The organism is Thioclava marina, from assembly GCF_002020135.1.
In the GTDB taxonomy this organism is placed as follows: domain Bacteria; phylum Pseudomonadota; class Alphaproteobacteria; order Rhodobacterales; family Rhodobacteraceae; genus Thioclava; species Thioclava marina.
On record NZ_MPZS01000001.1, the window covers coordinates 185,973 to 202,744 of the forward strand.

A 16,772-nucleotide genomic window follows, 5' to 3' on the forward strand; every position below is an offset into this window, starting at 1 on the left:
AGACGAGTAGACAACAGGCCGGCCAGGCCGCGAATGAACGAGACGAAACGGACAGGCACGCGATGACGATGATGACCCGACTGCTCACCCTTCTGGCTCTGGTGCTCACCTTGCCGCTGGCACCGCGTGTCGCGATGGCGCAGGCCGGCAATTACGCCCCGGTGATCACCGTGAACGGCCTTGGCATCACCGATTACGAGATCAGCCAGCGCGAGAAATTCCTCAAGCTTCTGGGCACGCCCCAATCGACCCGCGAGGATGCCGAGAAAGCTCTGATCGAGGACCGCCTGCGGACCTGGGCAGGCAAGCAGCTCGGGATGAAGATGAATGAGGAGGCGCTCACGCGCGGCATGTCCGAATTCGCGAGCCGCGGAAACCTGTCGACCGAACAATTCATCACGCTGCTCGGCCAGAATGGCATCGACCCCAACACCTTCCGCGATTTCGTCGCCGCCGGCGTGATCTGGCGCGAGGTGGTGCGCGCGCGCTTCGCCCCCCTGATCAATGTCACCTCCGCCGATGTCGATCGCGCGATGATGCCCGAAAGCCAGACCGGCAAGGGCGTGAAAGTGCTGATCTCCGAAGCGATCGTCCCCGCCCCGGCCGGTCAGGAAGCCGCAGCGTTGGGTCAGGCCCGCCAGCTCTCGGCGGCGAAGGGCGAAGGCGCCTTTGCTGCATTGGCACGCAAATATTCCGCCGCGCCGACCCGTGATCGCGGCGGGCGTCTCGAATGGATGCCGATCGACAAGCTGCCCGCACAGCTGCGCGGTCCGATCCTCGCGCTCAAGCCCGGCACCGCGACCGGTCCGATCCAGCTCAACGGGGCTGTGGCGGTGTTCATGCTGCGCGCGATCGGCGATGGCGATGCGCCCTCGGCACCGCAGGATCTGAGCTACATGACCCTGAATCTCGGCGCGACTGGCAGCGCACAGGCCGCGAAGCTCGCAGCACAGGCCGCCGCCGATGCGCGCGTGTGCAATCAGCTCTATACCGTCGCAAAGGGCCTGCCCGAAAGCGCCATCACCCTTCACGAGAAGGTCGCGCAATCCGCCGTCCCGACCGACGAGGCGCTGGTTCTGGCCCAGCTCGATCCGGGCGAGACCCAGATCCTGCGTCGTGGCGGCAGTGACGTGCTGGTGATGCTGTGCTCGCGCGAGGTGGCCGACACCAAGGATCAGCCCGCGCCCGATCGCAAGACGGTGCGTTCCTCGCTCGAGGATCAGGCGCTCGGCGCCTATGCGACGGGCTATCTCGCCGATCTCGAGGCCGAAGCGGTGATCGTTCGGAAATGAGACCGCGCGACGCAGACCGCCCGGTCATTTTGAGCTGTGGCGATCCATCCGGCGTCGGGCCGGAACTCGCCGCGCGCGCCTGGGAGCATTTCGGCGCGCGACTGCCCTTCGTCTGGATCGGCGATCCGTCACACCTGCCGCGCGGCACCAAGATCCGCGAGATCGAGCGCGCCTCCGACGCCGTCACCCATGCCAGCGCGGGCCTGCCCGTGCTGCCGCATGCCTTCCCGGCCGCCGCCATTCCGGGTCAACCCGATCCGGCCAACGCGAAATCGGTCGTCGATGTGATCGCGCGGGGGGTCGATCTTGTGATGCGTGGCGAGGGTGTGGCGCTTACGACCGCGCCCATTAACAAGAAAGCGCTGCATGACGGGGCGGGCTTTGCCTTTCCCGGGCATACTGAATTTCTCGCCCATCTCGCGGGTGTCGAACGGGTGGTGATGATGCTCGCCAGTTCGCGCAGCACGCCGCCCTTGCGCGTCGTGCCCGCCACGATCCATATCGCGCTGCGCGATGTGCCCGAGGCCTTCACGCCGCAACTGTTGCGCGACACGGTGCGCATCACCGCCGAAGGGCTGCGCCGCGATTTCGCGCTCGACACGCCACGCATCGCGGTCGCAGGGCTCAACCCCCATGCCGGCGAAGGCGGCGCGATGGGGAGCGAGGAAGGCGACTGGATCGCCGACACGATCGCCGGGCTGCGCGAAGAGGGCTATGCGCTCGCCGGTCCCCTGCCAGCCGACACGCTCTTCCACGAGCGCGCGCGTCAGGGCTATGACGCGGCGATCTGCGCCTATCACGATCAGGCGCTGATCCCGATCAAGACGCTCGATTTCGACGGAGGCGTGAATGTCACGCTCGGCCTGCCCTTCATCCGCACCTCGCCCGATCATGGCACGGCCTACGATATTGCGGGTCAGGGGCGTGCGAACCCCGCCTCGCTGATCGCGGCGCTCGAGATGGCCTCGCGCATGGGCGCGGCGCGGAGGGCGTGAGATGGCCACGATCGACGGGCTGCCCCCGCTGCGCGAGGTACTGCGCACCCATGACCTCGTGGCCAAGAAAAGCCTCGGGCAGAACTTCCTGCTGGATCTGAACCTCACGGCCAAGATCGCGCGCTCGGCGGGCGATCTGACGGGGGCGGATGTGCTGGAGATCGGACCCGGACCCGGAGGTCTGACGCGCGGGCTTCTGGCCGAAGGCGCGCGCAAGGTGCTCGCGATCGAGAAGGACACGCGCTGCCTGCCCGCCCTGGCCGAGATCGCTGCCGCCTATCCGGGGCGGCTCGAGGTGATCAACGGCGATGCGCTGGAAATCGACCCGCTCTCCCATCTCACCCCCCCGATCAAGATCGCAGCGAACCTGCCCTATAACGTGGGCACCGAACTGCTGGTACGCTGGCTGACGCCGAAGAACTGGCCGCCCTTTTGGGAGAGCCTGACGCTGATGTTCCAGCGCGAGGTGGCTGAACGGATCGTCGCGAAACCCGGCAGCAACCATTACGGGCGCCTCGCGATCCTCGCGCAGTGGCGCGCCGAGGCGAAGATCGTGATGAGCCTGCCGCCCGAGGCCTTCACCCCGGCGCCCAAGGTTCATTCGGCGGTCGTGCATCTGCGCGCCCTGCCCGAGCCGCGCTACCCGGCCAATGCCGCGACCCTGAGCCGGGTCGTCGCGGCGGGCTTCAATCAGCGTCGCAAGATGTTGCGCGCCTCGCTCAAGGGCGTTGCGCCGGATATCGAGGCGAAACTGGAGAAGGCCGGGATCGCGCCCACGGAACGGGCCGAGAAGGTGACGCTGGAACAGTTCTGCCGACTGGCGCGGATCGTCGACGGTCAGGAATGATCCGCGCGGCCCGTGCGGAAGATCTCGATCGGATCGGGGCGATCCCCGACGCGGCCTTCCTCCCCTACATCGCGCGCATCGGTCGCCCGCCCGCGCCGATGGCGGCCGATCACCGCTCTGACCTCTCCCATCTCTGGGTCTGCGAACATGACGGAGACGTCGTGGGGTATATGGGCCTGATTGCCCGAGACGGGCCCCAGATTGCCTTGCAGATCGAGCCGATTGCGGTCGATCCAGACGTGCAGGGAAAGGGGATCGGAGGGCGCTTGATCGCCTTCGCCGAAGCGCAAGCCCGATCTCTCGGGGTCGAACGGCTGACTCTCTACGTCAATGCCGCGATGATCGAGACCCGTGCGATCTATGCGCATCTCGGCTTTCTCGAGACCGATCGCCGTGTGGAAGACGGGTTTGACCGGGTTTTTCTCGAAAAATCCCTGCCTCGCTGACCCGAGGCGATGCGCGACATCAAAAAGGCCCGCCAATCCGGCGGGCCTTTTATCTGGTTCGTCAGGATAACCGCTTATTCGCCCGATGCCTCGGGGGGCGCGGTTTCCACTGCCACCTCAGCCTTTTCAGCTTTGGGCACACGCGGTTTACGCGGCGCGCGCGAGCGTTTCGGCTTCTCGGCTTTTTCCGCCTTCTCGGCGGGAGCCTCTGCCGGAGCGGCTTCGGCGCGGCTTTCGGGGGTTTCGACGAGGCTCGAGCCGTCTTCTTCAGGCTCGGGCATCGGCGGCATCATCGAGGCGCTCTGATCGGCGTTCTCCTGGCTGCGCTCCTCGCGCTCGGGGCGCTCGTTGCGATGGCCGTCCTGAGCGTTGCCGCCCTGACCGTTCGCCTGATGGCTTTGCTGGTTCTGCTGACGCTGCTGGTTGCGCGCTTCCTGTTCGCGGGCCTGCTCTTTCTGGGCCTCGCCCAGCATGCGGGTATAATGCTCGGCATGCTGAAGGAAGTTCTGCTCGGCCACACGGTCGTTGCCAAGTTGCGCGTCACGGGCGAGCGCAAGGTATTTGTCAATGATCTGCTGGGGCGTGCCACGCACTTTGCCCTCGGGACCGGAGCTGTCAAACACCCGGTTGACGATGTTGCCCATCGACCGCTGACGGTTCGACTTGTTACGCGAACGGGATTTCGAAGATCTCATGGCTTTCGTTTTTCTGGCCCGGTCACGCCGGGCTTGAGGAATCTGGCCGAAGGGATTTGGCCTTGCGAGAGGAAGAGCCGCCCTGAGCATTATTGCCCGGTTTGGCATCGTCACCCGCGCTGTGAAGCTGAGCCGTGCGGGGGATATCGATCCGCCCTGCACAGGCTTGACTAAACATGTGCGGAGTGGGCTTTCAAGTCGGAAAATGTGTCAAATCCACGTTTTCCCCGGATTTTCCCAGGTTTTGCGCGAATTTGCGCTCAACTGGCACCACAATCGCCAGCGTCACCGGGCTTCTGCGCCACAATGACGCGGTCGCGCCCATCGAGGTCCTGCCGGGTCTCGATCTGTTCGAACCCCTGCGCAGCAAGCAGCTCCGTCACAGCCGAAGCCTGGGTCGGCCCGATTTCGAGCACGATCCGCCCGCCCGCCATAAGCCGCGCCGGAGCCCCAAGCGCAATCGCGCGATAGGCATCGAGACCGTCACCGCCGGGGGTCAGGGCCGAGTGTGGCTCCCATTCGCGAACATCGCGCGACAGCCCCGCCATCTCGTCCTGCGCGATATAGGGCGGGTTCGACACGATCAGATCGAAGCGTCCCGGAACGGCGGAAAACCAGTCGGACAGCAGGAATTTCGCCCGTTTCCCGACGCCGAGCGCGTCCGCGTTCCCTTTGGCGACGTCCAGAGCCGCGGAAGAAAGATCGGTACCCGTTCCCGCCGCGAAGGGCATGGATTTCAGAAGCGAAATCAGGATGCAGCCGGTGCCGGTGCCAAGGTCAAGCGCATGAATGAAAGGGCGTTCGAGCGCCACTTGCACGAGGATCTCTGTCTCCGGGCGCGGATCGAGCGTGTCGCGGGTGACGCGGAACTCATGTCCCCAAAACAGACGCTTTCCGGTGATCTGGGCGACGGGCTGGTGTTGCATACGGGCCGCGATCGCGGCGTCAAGGCGAGTGGCCGCGTCATCGGGCAGCGGATCGTGCAGCGCGAGCGTCAGCCGCTCGGGCGCAATGCCGAGCGCATGCGCCAGAAGCCTGCGCGCATCGCCCGACGCGCCCTCGATCCCGGCCTCTTTCAGGCGCCGGGTGGCGGCGATCAGCGCTTCTTGCGCCCTCACCCGTCCATCTCCGCGAGCTTGGCCGCCTGATCGTCCGAAATCAGCGCGTCGATCACCTCTTCGATCTCACCTTCCATAACCTTATCAAGGGAATAGAGGGTGAGGTTGATGCGGTGATCGGTCAGGCGCCCTTGCGGGAAATTATAGGTTCGGATGCGTTCCGAACGATCGCCCGACCCCACCTGGGACTTCCGCGTCTCGGCGCGTTCCGAGGCCGCGCGGTCGCGTTCGGCCTCGTAAAGCCGCGCGCGCAGCACCGCCATCGCATTGGCGCGGTTCTGGTGCTGGGATTTCTCGGAGCTCGTGACCACGATGCCGGTCGGCAGGTGCGTGATGCGCACCGCCGAGTCGGTGGTATTCACGTGCTGGCCGCCCGCACCCGACGCGCGCATCGTGTCGATCCGGATATCGGAGGCAGGAATGTCGATATCGACCTCCTCGGCCTCGGGCAGAACGGCGACGGTGGCTGCGGATGTATGGATGCGCCCACCGGCTTCGGTCTCGGGCACACGCTGAACCCGGTGCACGCCGGACTCGAATTTCATCCGCGCAAAGACGCCCTCGCCCTCGATCCGCGCCACCGCTTCCTTGACGCCGCCGAGCTCGGTCTCGGTCAGGTCCATCAGGTCGAACCGCCAGCCGTGTTTCTCGGCGTATTTCTGATACATGCGCAGCAGATCGCCCGCGAAAAGCGCGGCTTCCTCGCCGCCCGTGCCGGGGCGGATTTCAAGGATCGCGGGGCGCGCATCGGCGGCATCTTTCGGCAAAAGCGCAAGGCGCAGCGCCTGTTCCATCTCGGGGATGCGGGCCTTGAGGCGCGGCAGCTCTTCCTCGGCCAGCCCTTTCATCTCGGGATCGCTCAGCCAGCCCTCCGCCTCGGCAAGATCGGCCCGCGCCTGACGCCAGGCCTCGACCTCGGTCACGACCGGTTTGAGCTCGGAATATTCGCGGCTAATCTCGGCGATCTTTGCGGGATCCGCGCCCGCGTTGAGCTGCGCCTCGAGGTACTCGAAGCGTGCAAGGATCTGGTCGAGTTTCTCTTCGGGCAACATGAGGCTCGGTTTGGCGTGAAGCGCGGGGGGCGTCAAGCGCAGAGCGGTGCAACAGCCCTGTGACGCAGGGTGTTTGCCGCTCGGGCACACCCGATCCGGGGCGCGGCGATCCGCATGTAACAAACAGATGACGCGCGTCCGGCCCTTTGATAAACCGCGCGCCGGGAGAGATCCGAGGGAGAGAGATGATGATCCGCAACCTGATCATGACGAGCCTGCTCGTGCTGGGCACCACGCCCGCGCTCGCACAGGACCGCGACGCCGCCATCGAGGCGATGAACGACTACATGATGTTCTCGGGCTATGAGGACGGGATCATCCTGCCCGAACAGATCGACAGGGAGGTCTTCGAGAATGTCCTCTTCGTGGACACCCGCGATCCCGCGCAATTCGCCCGGGAAACCATTCCGGGGGCCGTGAACATCGAATGGCGCGAGGTGCTCGACCGGATCGACGAGATCCCCGAGACGCAAAAGACCATCCTGTTTTGCAACACCGGCACGCTGAGTTCGATGGCGACCTTCGCGCTACGCACGGCGGGGCGCAAGAATGTCGTGGTGCTGCAAACCGGGATCGACGGCTGGCGGGACTGGGCGGCCTACAAACCCGAGTGACGCAATCCGGGGCCGCGCGATCACAACTTGGCCGGGCGCGACGGTGCGTCCCTTTACGCCTCTCGCGCAATGACCTAGATAAACAGTCGAGAAATAGACGCCCCCTGATTGCCGCCCTCTCGGGCGCGAACCGCGAAAGAGGCCCCGATGACCGCCACGCCCGAAGAGCCGCTCGAAGGCACGCCGCTGATCAAGCCCTCGACCACCGACCATCCGCTCTATGATAAGGTCGTGGAGGCCTGCCGTACGGTCTACGACCCGGAAATCCCGGTCAACATCTACGATCTGGGCCTTGTCTACACGATCGAGATCAGCCCCGAGAACGACGCGAAGGTGATCATGACGCTCACCGCGCCCGGCTGCCCCGTGGCAGGCGAGATGCCCGGCTGGGTGCATGATGCGGTGGCCTGCGTCGAAGGGCTGCGCGACGTCGACATCGAGATGACCTTCGATCCGCAATGGGGCATGGACATGATGTCGGACGAGGCGCGGCTGGAACTGGGCTTCATGTGATCGGTTGGAGGGCGGCTCGGGCCCCGTCGCGGGGCGGCAGGTCCTGAACGGGAGGGGGGCGCTGCCCCCGCTCGCGTCCCGCGAGCCCCCCGAGATATTTTCGTCAAGAAGAAGGGGGCGGTCGTGCTCCCTTTTTGCATTTTCGCACAAGGGGTCGCGCGCGGGCGCGCTTGTCCTCGCCCCGCCCCGCCCCATCTCAACGGACCGATGCGCAAACCTGAGAAGAGGACTTGCATGACCGATACGCCTTTCACCCCCGCCAAACTCGGTGCGATCGAGATCGCCAACCGTTTCGTGATGGCCCCCCTCACCCGCAACCGCGCGCCCGATCTGGTGCCGACCGATCTGACGGTCGAATATTACCGCCAGCGCGCAGGCGCCGGGATGATCGTGACCGAGGGCACGCAGATCTCGCCGATGGGCCAGGGCTATGCCTGGACGCCGGGGATCTACAATGACGATCAGGTCGCGGGCTGGAAGAAAGTCACCGAGGCCGTGCATGGCGCGGGCGGCAAGATCGTGGCGCAGCTCTGGCATGTCGGCCGGATCTCGGTGCCGCAGCTTCTGGGCGGGCGCGATCCGGTGGCCCCCTCGGCGATCTCCGCCGCGTCGAAGACCTTCGACGGCGAGGGGTTCGTCGAGACCACCACGCCGCATGCCCTGAGCGTCGAGGAGATCGCCGCGACCATCGAGGATTACCGCAAGGCGGCCGCGAATGCGAAAGCTGCGGGTTTCGACGGGGTCGAGATCCATGCCGCGAATGGCTACCTGATCGACCAGTTCCTGCGCGACACCTCGAATACGCGCGAGGATGCCTATGGCGGGTCGATCGAGAACCGCACGCGCTTCCTGCGCGAAGCGGTCTCGGCGGTCGTGAGCGTCTGGGGGCCGGGCCGGGTCGGTATCCGTCTCTCGCCCTGGTCGAATGCGAACAATGTCGGCATCGACAGCGATACGCCGGCGCTTTTCGGGGCCGTGGTCGATTTCCTCAACACGCAGGACATGGCCTTCGTGCATCTCGTCGAGGGGCAGACCGGCGGCCCGCGTGACTGGCCCGAGGGTGGGATCGAGACGCTGCGCGCGAAGATCCGGGCGCCCTATATCGCCAATAATGGCTATAGCAAGGAGATGGCCGAGGCCGCGCTGGCCGACGGGGCCACGGCGGTGGCCTTCGGGAAACTCTTCATCGCGAACCCCGATCTGCCGAAGCGTTTCGAGACCGGGGCGGCGCTCAACGAACCGAACCCGGCGACGTTCTATGGCGGCGGGGCCGAGGGCTATACGGATTATCCCTTTCTCGACTGAGACCGTCTGAGTGATTGAGCGATGCGGGCCTGCGGGCCCGCATTTTCATTGTGTCCACGGGTTTGGCGCGTCACGTCACGGGTTTGTCGGCCGGACCGCCGAGGATCCCGATCGCAGCATCGACCGACTGGAAGACGAATTTCTCGCCCAGGGTCGAAAGCAGACCGCTTCGGGCGAGGTCGTCTTGCGCATGGGGGGCTTCGAGCCGCGCGAGCGCCACGACGAGGCCGCGCCCGCGCAACTCCTCGATCAGCGCGCCAAGCCGGTCCGCCCCGGTCAGATCGACCGCCAGCACGCCCGCGCATTCCAGAACCACGAGATGGGCCCCGGGCATCGCGGCGACGTGGCGGCGGATGCCGTTCATGATTCCGGAAGCATTCGCGAAACTGATCGGCGAGGTGATGCCCAGAACCAGCACGCCCTCGTAACGCTCGGGCTCCTCGTCGCTTGCGGGTCGGCGCCACCAGACCGTGGTGCCGGGGACGTTATGCAATTCGACGACCTGCGACTGGAAAAGCGGCATCGAGGCATAGACGAGCGAGAGCAGGATCGCGAGCGGCAAGCCGTATTGCAGCGGCAACAGGAACACGAGCCCGGCGGTCGCCAACGCGATCGCCCCTTCGGAGGAACTGCGGCGGATCAGGTCGTGCAATCGGGCCGAACTCAGCAGATGCAGGGCGATATAGCTCAGAACGCCGGCCAGAGCGGCGGCGGGCAGGTTGCTGAGCACCCCCGCGCCCAGACCGAGCAGCGCCAACCCGATCAAAGCGGCACCCAGCCCCGCGAGCTGGGAACCCGCCCCGCTTTCACGCAGGATCTGGGTCCGGGGCGGGCTCGAGTTGACACCGAACCCGCCTCCCGCGGCCGTGGCCAGATTTGCCAGCGCCAGCGCGCCGAAGGCGTTGCGGCGCTCGGGCGCGCTATCGGCGCCGCTCGTGCGCAGAACGACCGTGGTCTGCGAGAGGCACAGGAAGGTGATGGAGAGCGCGGTGGGCAGCAGGTCGATCGCGCGTGCGGCGGACAAAGCGGGCCAGTGCAGCCCCGCATCGCCCGCCACTCCCCGGATGCGCGGGAAGATCTCGCCCGAGGGATCCGCGAAGGCGGCCACGGCAATCGCACAGACCAGCGCGCTCAGGGGGATCGGCAAGCGACGGTTCACCGCCGCTCCGATCACGCAGGCCAGCGTGATCAGAGCGGCCATGACGAAAGGCGCGAGTCTGGCCTGCCCGGAGGCGTCCCAAAGCGCGGGAACGGTCTCGATCGGGCTTCCGGGCGGCAGGGACAGCCCCAGGGCGACCGGCAGTCGGCCCACGAAGATATGGACCGCGATCCCCGCGAGCATCCCGGAGGTCACGGGTTTCGACAAGAGCTCGGCCATCCATTCGAGCCGCAACAGCCAGACGACAAACAGCATCGCGCCCACCATCGCGGCCAGAAGCGCCGGATCCCCGGGCATCGCGCCCATCGCGGCAAGTGCAGTGGCGATGAGGGGTGCGATGGTCGAATCCGCGCCTACCGAAAGCGTCGGGTTTCGCCCGACCAGCACCATCACCACCGAGGCCACGGCGAAAACGATCAGCCCCTGCGCCGCGGGAAGGCCCGCAAGCTGCGCAGTCGCGAGCTGTTCGGGGATCGCGATCGCGGCCAAAGTCAGCGCCGCAAACAGATCCGCGCGCGGCGCAAAGCTGGGCAGGCTCGGGAAAAGGGGCAGGCTCGGGCGCATGTCTCAGGCGGTCTCCGCGACGATCGGTGGGTCTTTCTCCTTCCGTGTTAGGCCATCGTGCGACACGGGTCCATCGCCCGGGCGCGCGCACCCGCGCTGTGCGTCCCTGTCCCGGAGGCGCCCTTGGAAATCCCGGCCGCGCGCATTAGGTTGTTGCACGAAGGAGACCGCGCCCCATGTTCAACGTTCCCGGACAAGATCCCGTTACCCTGACCGATGCCGCCGTCGCGCAGATTGCCAAGCTGATGGCGCGCGAAAATGCGGCCGGTTTCCGCATCGGCGTCAAGAAGGGCGGCTGCGCGGGGATGGAATACACGATGGAAGTCGCGGCCGAGGCCGGTCCGATGGATATCGTGGTCGAGAAAGGCCCCGCGCGGGTTCTGATCGCGCCGATGGCGCAGATGTTCATGCTCGGCACCGAGATCGACTACGAGACCGGCCTTCTGGAAAGCGGCTTCAAATTTCGCAATCCGAACGTGGTCGAGGCCTGCGGCTGCGGCGAGTCGATCAAGTTTCGCGACGTCGACGCCGACGAGACCACCTGAGCCACCGCGCAGGTCCGCCCTGCCCCGCGCCAATTTGCCCTTTGCGAGCAGCCGCGCCCTGGCCTAATCTCCCGCGCAATGACATCAGGGAGAGAGAAACCACATGCGCAAGAAACTTGCTGCCGGCAACTGGAAGATGAACGGGCTCAAGGGCGACCTGCACGAGGTCTCGGCGCTCATCGAAGCCCATCCCCACCCGAAATGCGACGTTCTGCTCTGCCCGCCCGCGACGCTGATCGCAGGCATGTCGATGACGGCGGCGGGCCGGATCGCTGTGGGGGGCCAGGATTGCCACATGCGCAGCTCGGGGGCGCATACCGGCGACATTTCCGCGCAGATGATCCGCGATGCGGGCGGCTCCTACGTGATCCTCGGGCATTCCGAACGCCGCGCCGATCACCATGAGAGCGACGTGATCGTGCGCGCCAAGACCGAGGCCGCGATCGAGGCGGATCTTGTCGCGGTGGTCTGCGTGGGCGAGACGGAGGCGCAGCGTGACGCGGGCGAGACGCTGACCCTGATCGGCAACCAGCTCAAGGGTTCGCTGCCCGATCATGCAAGCGCCGCCAATACCGTCATCGCCTACGAACCCGTCTGGGCGATTGGCACCGGCCGTACCCCGACGCTTGAGCAGATCGCGGAAGTCCACGATTTCATGAGAGAACAGCTGATCAAGCGTTTCGGAGCCGAGGGCGACGGGATGCGTCTGCTCTATGGCGGATCGGTCAAACCCTCGAACGCCGCCGAGATCTTCGCGGTCTCGAATGTCGATGGCGCGCTGGTTGGCGGGGCCTCGCTCAAGGCCGCTGATTTCGGCGCGATCATCGAGGCGCTTGCGGCCAGTTGAGCCGCGCCCGACCATTGCAGATACCAATTCGCCGCCCGGTCTCCATGCCGGGCGGTTTTTCCATGTCCCCGGCAGAACCGACCCGCTCCAACTCGGGTATGACCGAAGATGTCAAAGCACATATCGGTCTCGCCAAGTCAAATCTCTTCGCCCATAGTGCCGTCAGGGTCATGCAACAGGGCGGAAAAGACAGATGACGACAGCGGGCGGGTACGTTCGGCGGGTTTTGATGGTCGCTGTGCCGGCGGCACTTGGGGTGTTCGCGATCTATTACGCAGGCAATCTCAAGAGCTTGCCCGAACCCACTGAAACGAAGCGCAATCCGACGCCGGTTCGGGTCATCACGCTTGAACCGATCGATCTCGTTCCGCGGGTCAGCGGCTACGGCACGATCGCGCCGGTGCGCGAATGGCGCGCGGTGGCGCGGATCGAGGGAGAGGTCACCGAAGTCGCCCACCCGCTCGCCCCCGGCGACATCGTGCCCGCTGGGACGCTCGTGTTCCGCATCGACGACAGCGATCTGAAACTCGATCTGGCGAATATCGACGCGCAGCTCGCCGCCTCGAAGGTGAAGGATGAGACCGTCAAGGCGAGCCTTGCGCTGGCGCAATCCGACCTCGCGCTGATGCAGGAAGATCTCAAGCGTCAGGAGCGGCTCAACAGTCAGGGCGTGGTGACGCAAGCGGCACTGGAGGCCACGCGCCGCCAGGAGCTGACCGCGCGCACCAAGGTCACCGAGCTTGAAAACCAGATCACCTTGAATGGCGCGGAACGCGAAGTTCTGGGCACGCAGCGCAGCTCGCTCGAACGCTCGATCGGTTTTGCCGAGATCCGCGCGCCCTATGAGCTTCGCGTGGCCTCGATCAGCGCCGATCTGGGGCAATATGTCAGCCGGGGTCAGGTGATGCTGACCGGCGAAGGCACCGAAGCGGTCGATATCTCGGCGCAATTCCCGATCGGACGGATCGGCCCGCTGCTGCGTCTGGCTGGCGAAGGCACCGAGGTTACCGATCTCAAGGCCAAGGTGAAACTGCCCGCGCCCGAGCATCAGGTCGACTGGCCCGCCACGGTCGAGCGCATGGGTGAGGCGATCGACGAGCGCACGCAAAGCGCGCCGGTCGTGGTGCGCGTCGACGACCCGCAAAGCCAGAGCGTCGCAGGTCAACGCCCGCCGCTGCGGCGCAACATGGTCGTCGAAGTCGAGCTTTCCGCCCCCAAGCGCAAGGCGCTCGTGGTGCCGGTCGAGGCGGTGCAAAACGGCTTGGCGCTCGTTGTCTCGGCCGAAGGCGTGCTCGAGAAGCGCCCCGTGACGACCGGTTTCGTCTCGGGCGATATCGCGGTGGTGGCGAACGGGCTCAAGCCGGGCGATCAGCTCGTCGTAACGGACCCTTCGATCGCGGTCCCGGGCATGGCGGTGAAGCCGCTCGAGGATGATGCGCGCAAGGCCGAGATCCTCGCCGAGGCGCTCGGTCAGGCGGCGGAGGCCCCCAAGCCCGGCTCGGGCGGCGGCGCAGGCGGCGGCAAGAACAAAGAGGCCGCGCAATGATCCGTCTGTTCGCGGGCCACCGCACGGCGGCCAATATCCTGATGATCGCGATCTCGGGGCTGGGGCTGCTCGCCCTGCCGATGATGCAGCGCGACACCTTCCCCGAGACGCCGCCTTCGGATGTCTCGGTGCGCATCACCTATCCGGGCGCGGCCCCCGCCGAGGTGGAGACCGGGATCTGCACCGTGCTCGATCCGGTGTTGATGAAGGTCGAGAACCTCGCCAAGCTCACCTGCCTTGCACGCGAAAACGCGGCCCAGGTCACCGCCGAGATGATCGAAGGCGCGGACATGACGCGCTTTTACAACGACATCAAGGATGCGGTGGACGGGGTGACCTCCTTCCCCACCAAGGCCGATGATCCGGTGACGCAGATCGTCGAGCGTGTGGCATCGGTTTCCTCGGTCGCGGTGACCGGGCCGAAGGATCCGGCGGTGCTTTACGCCTATGCCCAGCATCTCGCCGATCAGCTGCGCGCCGACCCGGCAATTTCGCAGGTCGATGTGAACGGGTTCTCGGATCGCGAGATCGCCATCGAATTCGACCGCGCGGCGCTGGAGCGCTACGGGCTCGACATGACCGAGATCGGCACGGGGCTCGCGCGCTACAGCCTCGACATGCCCGCAGGTACGCTAGAGGGACGCTCGGGCGACACCGCGATCCGCTTCCTTGGCGAAAAACGCACCCCGCAAGAGCTGGGCCAGATCCCGATCGCGGGCAGCGCGACGGGCGGCGAAGTGCGGCTGGGCGACGTGGCCAAGATCACCGCCGGGTTCTCCGATCCCGCGCAGGCCACCTATTTCGACGGCCAGCGCGCGGCGATCGTGGCAGTATCGAAGACCGGTTCGCAGGATGCGCTGAAGGTGAAGGCCGCCCTCGATCGCCAGCTCGACAAGGCCCGCGCCGAGGCGCCGGGCAATATCACCCTCTCGATCTCGCAAGATTCCACCCAGAACATCCGCGAGCGCCTGCGGATCATCGGCACGAACGGCTTTCAGGGCCTCATTCTCGTCCTCGTGGCGATGTGGCTCTTCTTTGGGCTGCGCATGTCCTTCTGGGTCGCGATGGGCCTGCCGGTCAGCTTCCTCGGCGCGATCTTCGCCATGCAGATGCTGGGCTACACGATCAACATGATGACGATGGTGGCACTTCTGGTCGCGACGGGTCTGTTGATGGACGATGCGATCGTGATCTCGGAGAACATCGTGCGCCGGCGACAGAAGGGCGAAAGCGCGCATGAAGCCGCGGTCAACGGCGTGCTGCAGGTCGGTCCCGGCGTGCTGGCCTCGTTCCTCACAACCGCGATGATCATCGGGCCGCTGAGTTTCCTGTCCGGCAATATCGGGGCGCTTCTGAAATACATCCCGATCGTGCTTTTGCTCACGCTCACGATCTCGCTGGTCGAGGCGTTCCTGATCCTGCCCGCCCATATGCGCCACTCGCTCCATGGCGATCTGCGCCCGGGCCGGGTCAGCCGTGCGGTCAATGGAGCGTTCGACAAGCTGCGCGACGGGGTCATCGTGCCGCTGGCCGAGCGCGCGCTGCGCTATCGCTACCTCACGATCGGGCTTGCGATCTTCATCGTGGCCCTGTCGGTCGCCCCCTTCACCGGCGGGTTCATCAAGTACCAGAGCTTCCCGACGCTGGAGAGCGACACGGTCGAGGCGCGGCTCTTGCTCGCGGAAGGCTCGCCGCTTGCCCGCACCGAGGCGCGGGTCGCCAAGGTGGTCAAGGCGCTTGAACAGCTCAACGCAGAGCTGACCCCCGAGCAACCCGACGGCCAGCAACTCGTGCAGAGCTATACGATCACATATGGCGCCAATGCCGACAGCCCGAGCAGCGGTCCGAACATGGCCACCGTCAGCGCCGCACTGCTGCCTGCGGGTACGCGCTCGACCGAGGTGGGCGTGATCCTCGATACCTGGAAGAAGCTCGTAGGGCAGATGCCCGACATGGCGGCCTTCCGCGTCACCGACAAGGAACGCGGTGCCGGGGGCAAGCCGATCGACCTTCTCCTCGAAGGCGACAATCTGGACGATCTCGCGATCACCGCACGCGAGCTTCGCAAGTTCTTCCGGGGCTTCGACGGCGTGCGCGACGTGACTTTCGATCTGCAACCCGGCAAACCCGAGATCGTGGTGAGGATGCGCCCGGCGGCGGCCAACCTGCTGGGCGTGACCCCGCAGGCGCTTGCAACCGAGCTGCGCGCGGCCTTCCGGGGAGACAGCGCGGTGAGCTTCGCCGATGCCTATGGACAGGTCGACGTGGTGGCGCGCTTGGCGCCCTCCGAACGTCAGACATTGGGCGATGTGCTGGCGCTGCGCGTGCCGGGTACGAATGGCGCGCTGGTTCCACTCTCTGCGGTGGCGGATGTCACCGAGACGCGCGGTTTCAACACGATCACCCATGTGAACGGGCAGCGCGCCGTCTCGGTGCAGGGCTCGATCAACGCCGCGGTCGCCAATGCGCGCGAGCTTATGGCCGCGATGCGCGCCGATTACCTGCCGCAGCTGGCGCAGAAACGTCCCGGCATCAAGGTTATCGTGCTGGGTGAAGAGGAAGATACGGCGACGACGGGTGCCTCGCTGGCGCGCTACATGACGGCGGGTGTCGTGGGCGTCTATCTTCTGCTGGCTTTCTACATGTCGAGTTTCATCCGTCCCATCGCGGTCATCGCGGCGGTCCCCTTGAGCCTTGTGGGCGTGATGTGGGGCCATATGGCGCTTGGCATGCAGATCTCGCTGCCGAGCCTCGTGGGCCTCGCAACCCTGGCCGGCGTCGTGGTGAACGACTCGATCCTGCTGGATGCGTTCATCGGCGAACGCCGCGCGGCGGGTTCCGATATCATCGAGGCGGGCCGCGAGGCGGTGCGCGATCGTTTCCGTGCGATCTTCCTGACCTCGCTGACGACGATCGTGGGGCTCGGACCGCTCCTTCTCGAACAAAGCACCCAGGCGCAGTTCCTTCGGCCTATCGTCGCGAGCCTCGCCTTCGGTATGACCGCCGCGACGGTCCTGTCGCTCTTCGTGACCCCGGCGCTGCTGGCGATCCTCGAAGATTTCGGCCTCAATCTCGCCACCAAAGAGGCTGAGGAGGACAGCGCCGCGCCGCTGACCGAGCCCGCCACGAAGACTTGACACGTCCCGCTCTTCGCGCGGCGCCGATTGCATGGCGCCGCGCGGCACCTATATCCGCCTCGCTTGGGATCACGTCAGGTGAGAGGACGCGAAAGAG

The 16,772-nt window shown here is 66.0% G+C and carries 15 protein-coding genes; 11 read left to right on the plus strand and 4 right to left on the minus strand.

Annotated features, from left to right (window positions below):
* The first annotated feature begins 62 nt into the window (after positions 1-62).
* The 4 genes from BMG00_RS00895 to BMG00_RS00910 are packed head-to-tail and all read left to right on the plus strand — an operon-like array spanning position 63 to position 3,580.
* Positions 63-1,292 carry a peptidylprolyl isomerase gene (locus BMG00_RS00895; protein ID WP_078573107.1) on the plus strand — a complete coding sequence of 410 codons (1,230 nt, stop codon included), beginning with the start codon at positions 63-65 and terminating at the stop codon, positions 1,290-1,292.
* The gene (gene pdxA / locus BMG00_RS00900; RefSeq protein WP_078573108.1) at positions 1,289-2,287 is read left to right on the plus strand and encodes a 4-hydroxythreonine-4-phosphate dehydrogenase PdxA; all 999 of its coding nucleotides are present in this window, start codon (positions 1,289-1,291) and stop codon (positions 2,285-2,287) included. The genes BMG00_RS00895 and pdxA overlap by 4 nt, the downstream gene beginning before the upstream one ends.
* A gap of 1 nt (position 2,288) precedes the next feature.
* Positions 2,289-3,134 carry a 16S rRNA (adenine(1518)-N(6)/adenine(1519)-N(6))-dimethyltransferase RsmA gene (rsmA, locus tag BMG00_RS00905; protein ID WP_078573109.1) on the plus strand — a complete coding sequence of 282 codons (846 nt, stop codon included), beginning with the start codon at positions 2,289-2,291 and terminating at the stop codon, positions 3,132-3,134.
* A complete protein-coding gene (locus BMG00_RS00910; protein ID WP_078573110.1) occupies positions 3,131-3,580 on the plus strand; it encodes a GNAT family N-acetyltransferase in 450 nt (149 codons plus the stop codon). The genes rsmA and BMG00_RS00910 overlap by 4 nt, the downstream gene beginning before the upstream one ends.
* 74 nt (positions 3,581-3,654) lie before the next feature.
* Here BMG00_RS00910 and BMG00_RS00915 read toward each other — a convergent pair whose 3' ends face one another.
* The 3 genes from BMG00_RS00915 to prfA form a co-directional block, all read right to left on the minus strand.
* On the minus strand, positions 3,655-4,275 hold the full coding sequence (locus BMG00_RS00915; RefSeq protein ID WP_078573111.1) for a DUF4167 domain-containing protein: 621 nt from the start codon (positions 4,273-4,275) through the stop codon (positions 3,655-3,657).
* Between the two features lie 260 nt (positions 4,276-4,535).
* A complete protein-coding gene (gene prmC, locus BMG00_RS00920; RefSeq protein WP_078527573.1) occupies positions 4,536-5,393 on the minus strand; it encodes a peptide chain release factor N(5)-glutamine methyltransferase in 858 nt (285 codons plus the stop codon).
* Positions 5,390-6,445 carry a peptide chain release factor 1 gene (gene prfA / locus BMG00_RS00925; protein WP_078573112.1) on the minus strand — a complete coding sequence of 352 codons (1,056 nt, stop codon included), beginning with the start codon at positions 6,443-6,445 and terminating at the stop codon, positions 5,390-5,392. The genes prmC and prfA overlap by 4 nt, the downstream gene beginning before the upstream one ends.
* A 188-nt stretch (positions 6,446-6,633) precedes the next feature.
* On the opposite strand from prfA, the gene BMG00_RS00930 reads away from it, so the two are divergent.
* The 3 genes from BMG00_RS00930 (at position 6,634) to BMG00_RS00940 (ending at position 8,877) form a co-directional block, all read left to right on the plus strand.
* Positions 6,634-7,059 (plus strand): rhodanese-like domain-containing protein, encoded by a 426-nt coding sequence (locus BMG00_RS00930; RefSeq protein WP_245794921.1) that lies wholly within the window; start codon positions 6,634-6,636, stop codon positions 7,057-7,059.
* Positions 7,060-7,206: 147 nt separating this feature from the next.
* Positions 7,207-7,572, plus strand: a complete 366-nt coding sequence (locus BMG00_RS00935) for an SUF system Fe-S cluster assembly protein (protein ID WP_078573114.1) — start codon at positions 7,207-7,209, stop codon at positions 7,570-7,572.
* A 234-nt stretch (positions 7,573-7,806) separates the two neighbouring features.
* Positions 7,807-8,877, plus strand: coding sequence for an alkene reductase (locus BMG00_RS00940; RefSeq protein WP_078573115.1), 1,071 nt, complete (start codon positions 7,807-7,809; stop codon positions 8,875-8,877).
* Between the two features lie 70 nt (positions 8,878-8,947).
* Here the strand turns inward: BMG00_RS00940 and BMG00_RS00945 are convergent, their stop codons facing one another.
* Complete coding sequence (locus BMG00_RS00945) at positions 8,948-10,600, minus strand: SulP family inorganic anion transporter (protein ID WP_078573116.1); 1,653 nt, start codon at positions 10,598-10,600, stop codon at positions 8,948-8,950.
* Between the two features lie 176 nt (positions 10,601-10,776).
* Here BMG00_RS00945 and BMG00_RS00950 point away from each other — a divergent pair, with 176 nt between their 5' ends.
* The 4 genes from BMG00_RS00950 (at position 10,777) to BMG00_RS00965 (ending at position 16,675) form a co-directional block, all read left to right on the plus strand.
* Positions 10,777-11,145, plus strand: a complete 369-nt coding sequence (locus tag BMG00_RS00950; RefSeq protein ID WP_078527583.1) for a HesB/IscA family protein — start codon at positions 10,777-10,779, stop codon at positions 11,143-11,145.
* Positions 11,146-11,248: 103 nt separating this feature from the next.
* Positions 11,249-11,992 (plus strand): triose-phosphate isomerase, encoded by a 744-nt coding sequence (tpiA, locus tag BMG00_RS00955; RefSeq protein ID WP_078527585.1) that lies wholly within the window; start codon positions 11,249-11,251, stop codon positions 11,990-11,992.
* A gap of 229 nt (positions 11,993-12,221) precedes the next feature.
* Positions 12,222-13,538, plus strand: coding sequence for an efflux RND transporter periplasmic adaptor subunit (locus tag BMG00_RS00960; protein WP_158521660.1), 1,317 nt, complete (start codon positions 12,222-12,224; stop codon positions 13,536-13,538).
* On the plus strand, positions 13,535-16,675 hold the full coding sequence (locus BMG00_RS00965) for an efflux RND transporter permease subunit (protein WP_078573118.1): 3,141 nt from the start codon (positions 13,535-13,537) through the stop codon (positions 16,673-16,675). Before BMG00_RS00960 ends, BMG00_RS00965 begins: the two co-directional genes overlap by 4 nt.
* Positions 16,676-16,772 lie beyond the last annotated feature (97 nt).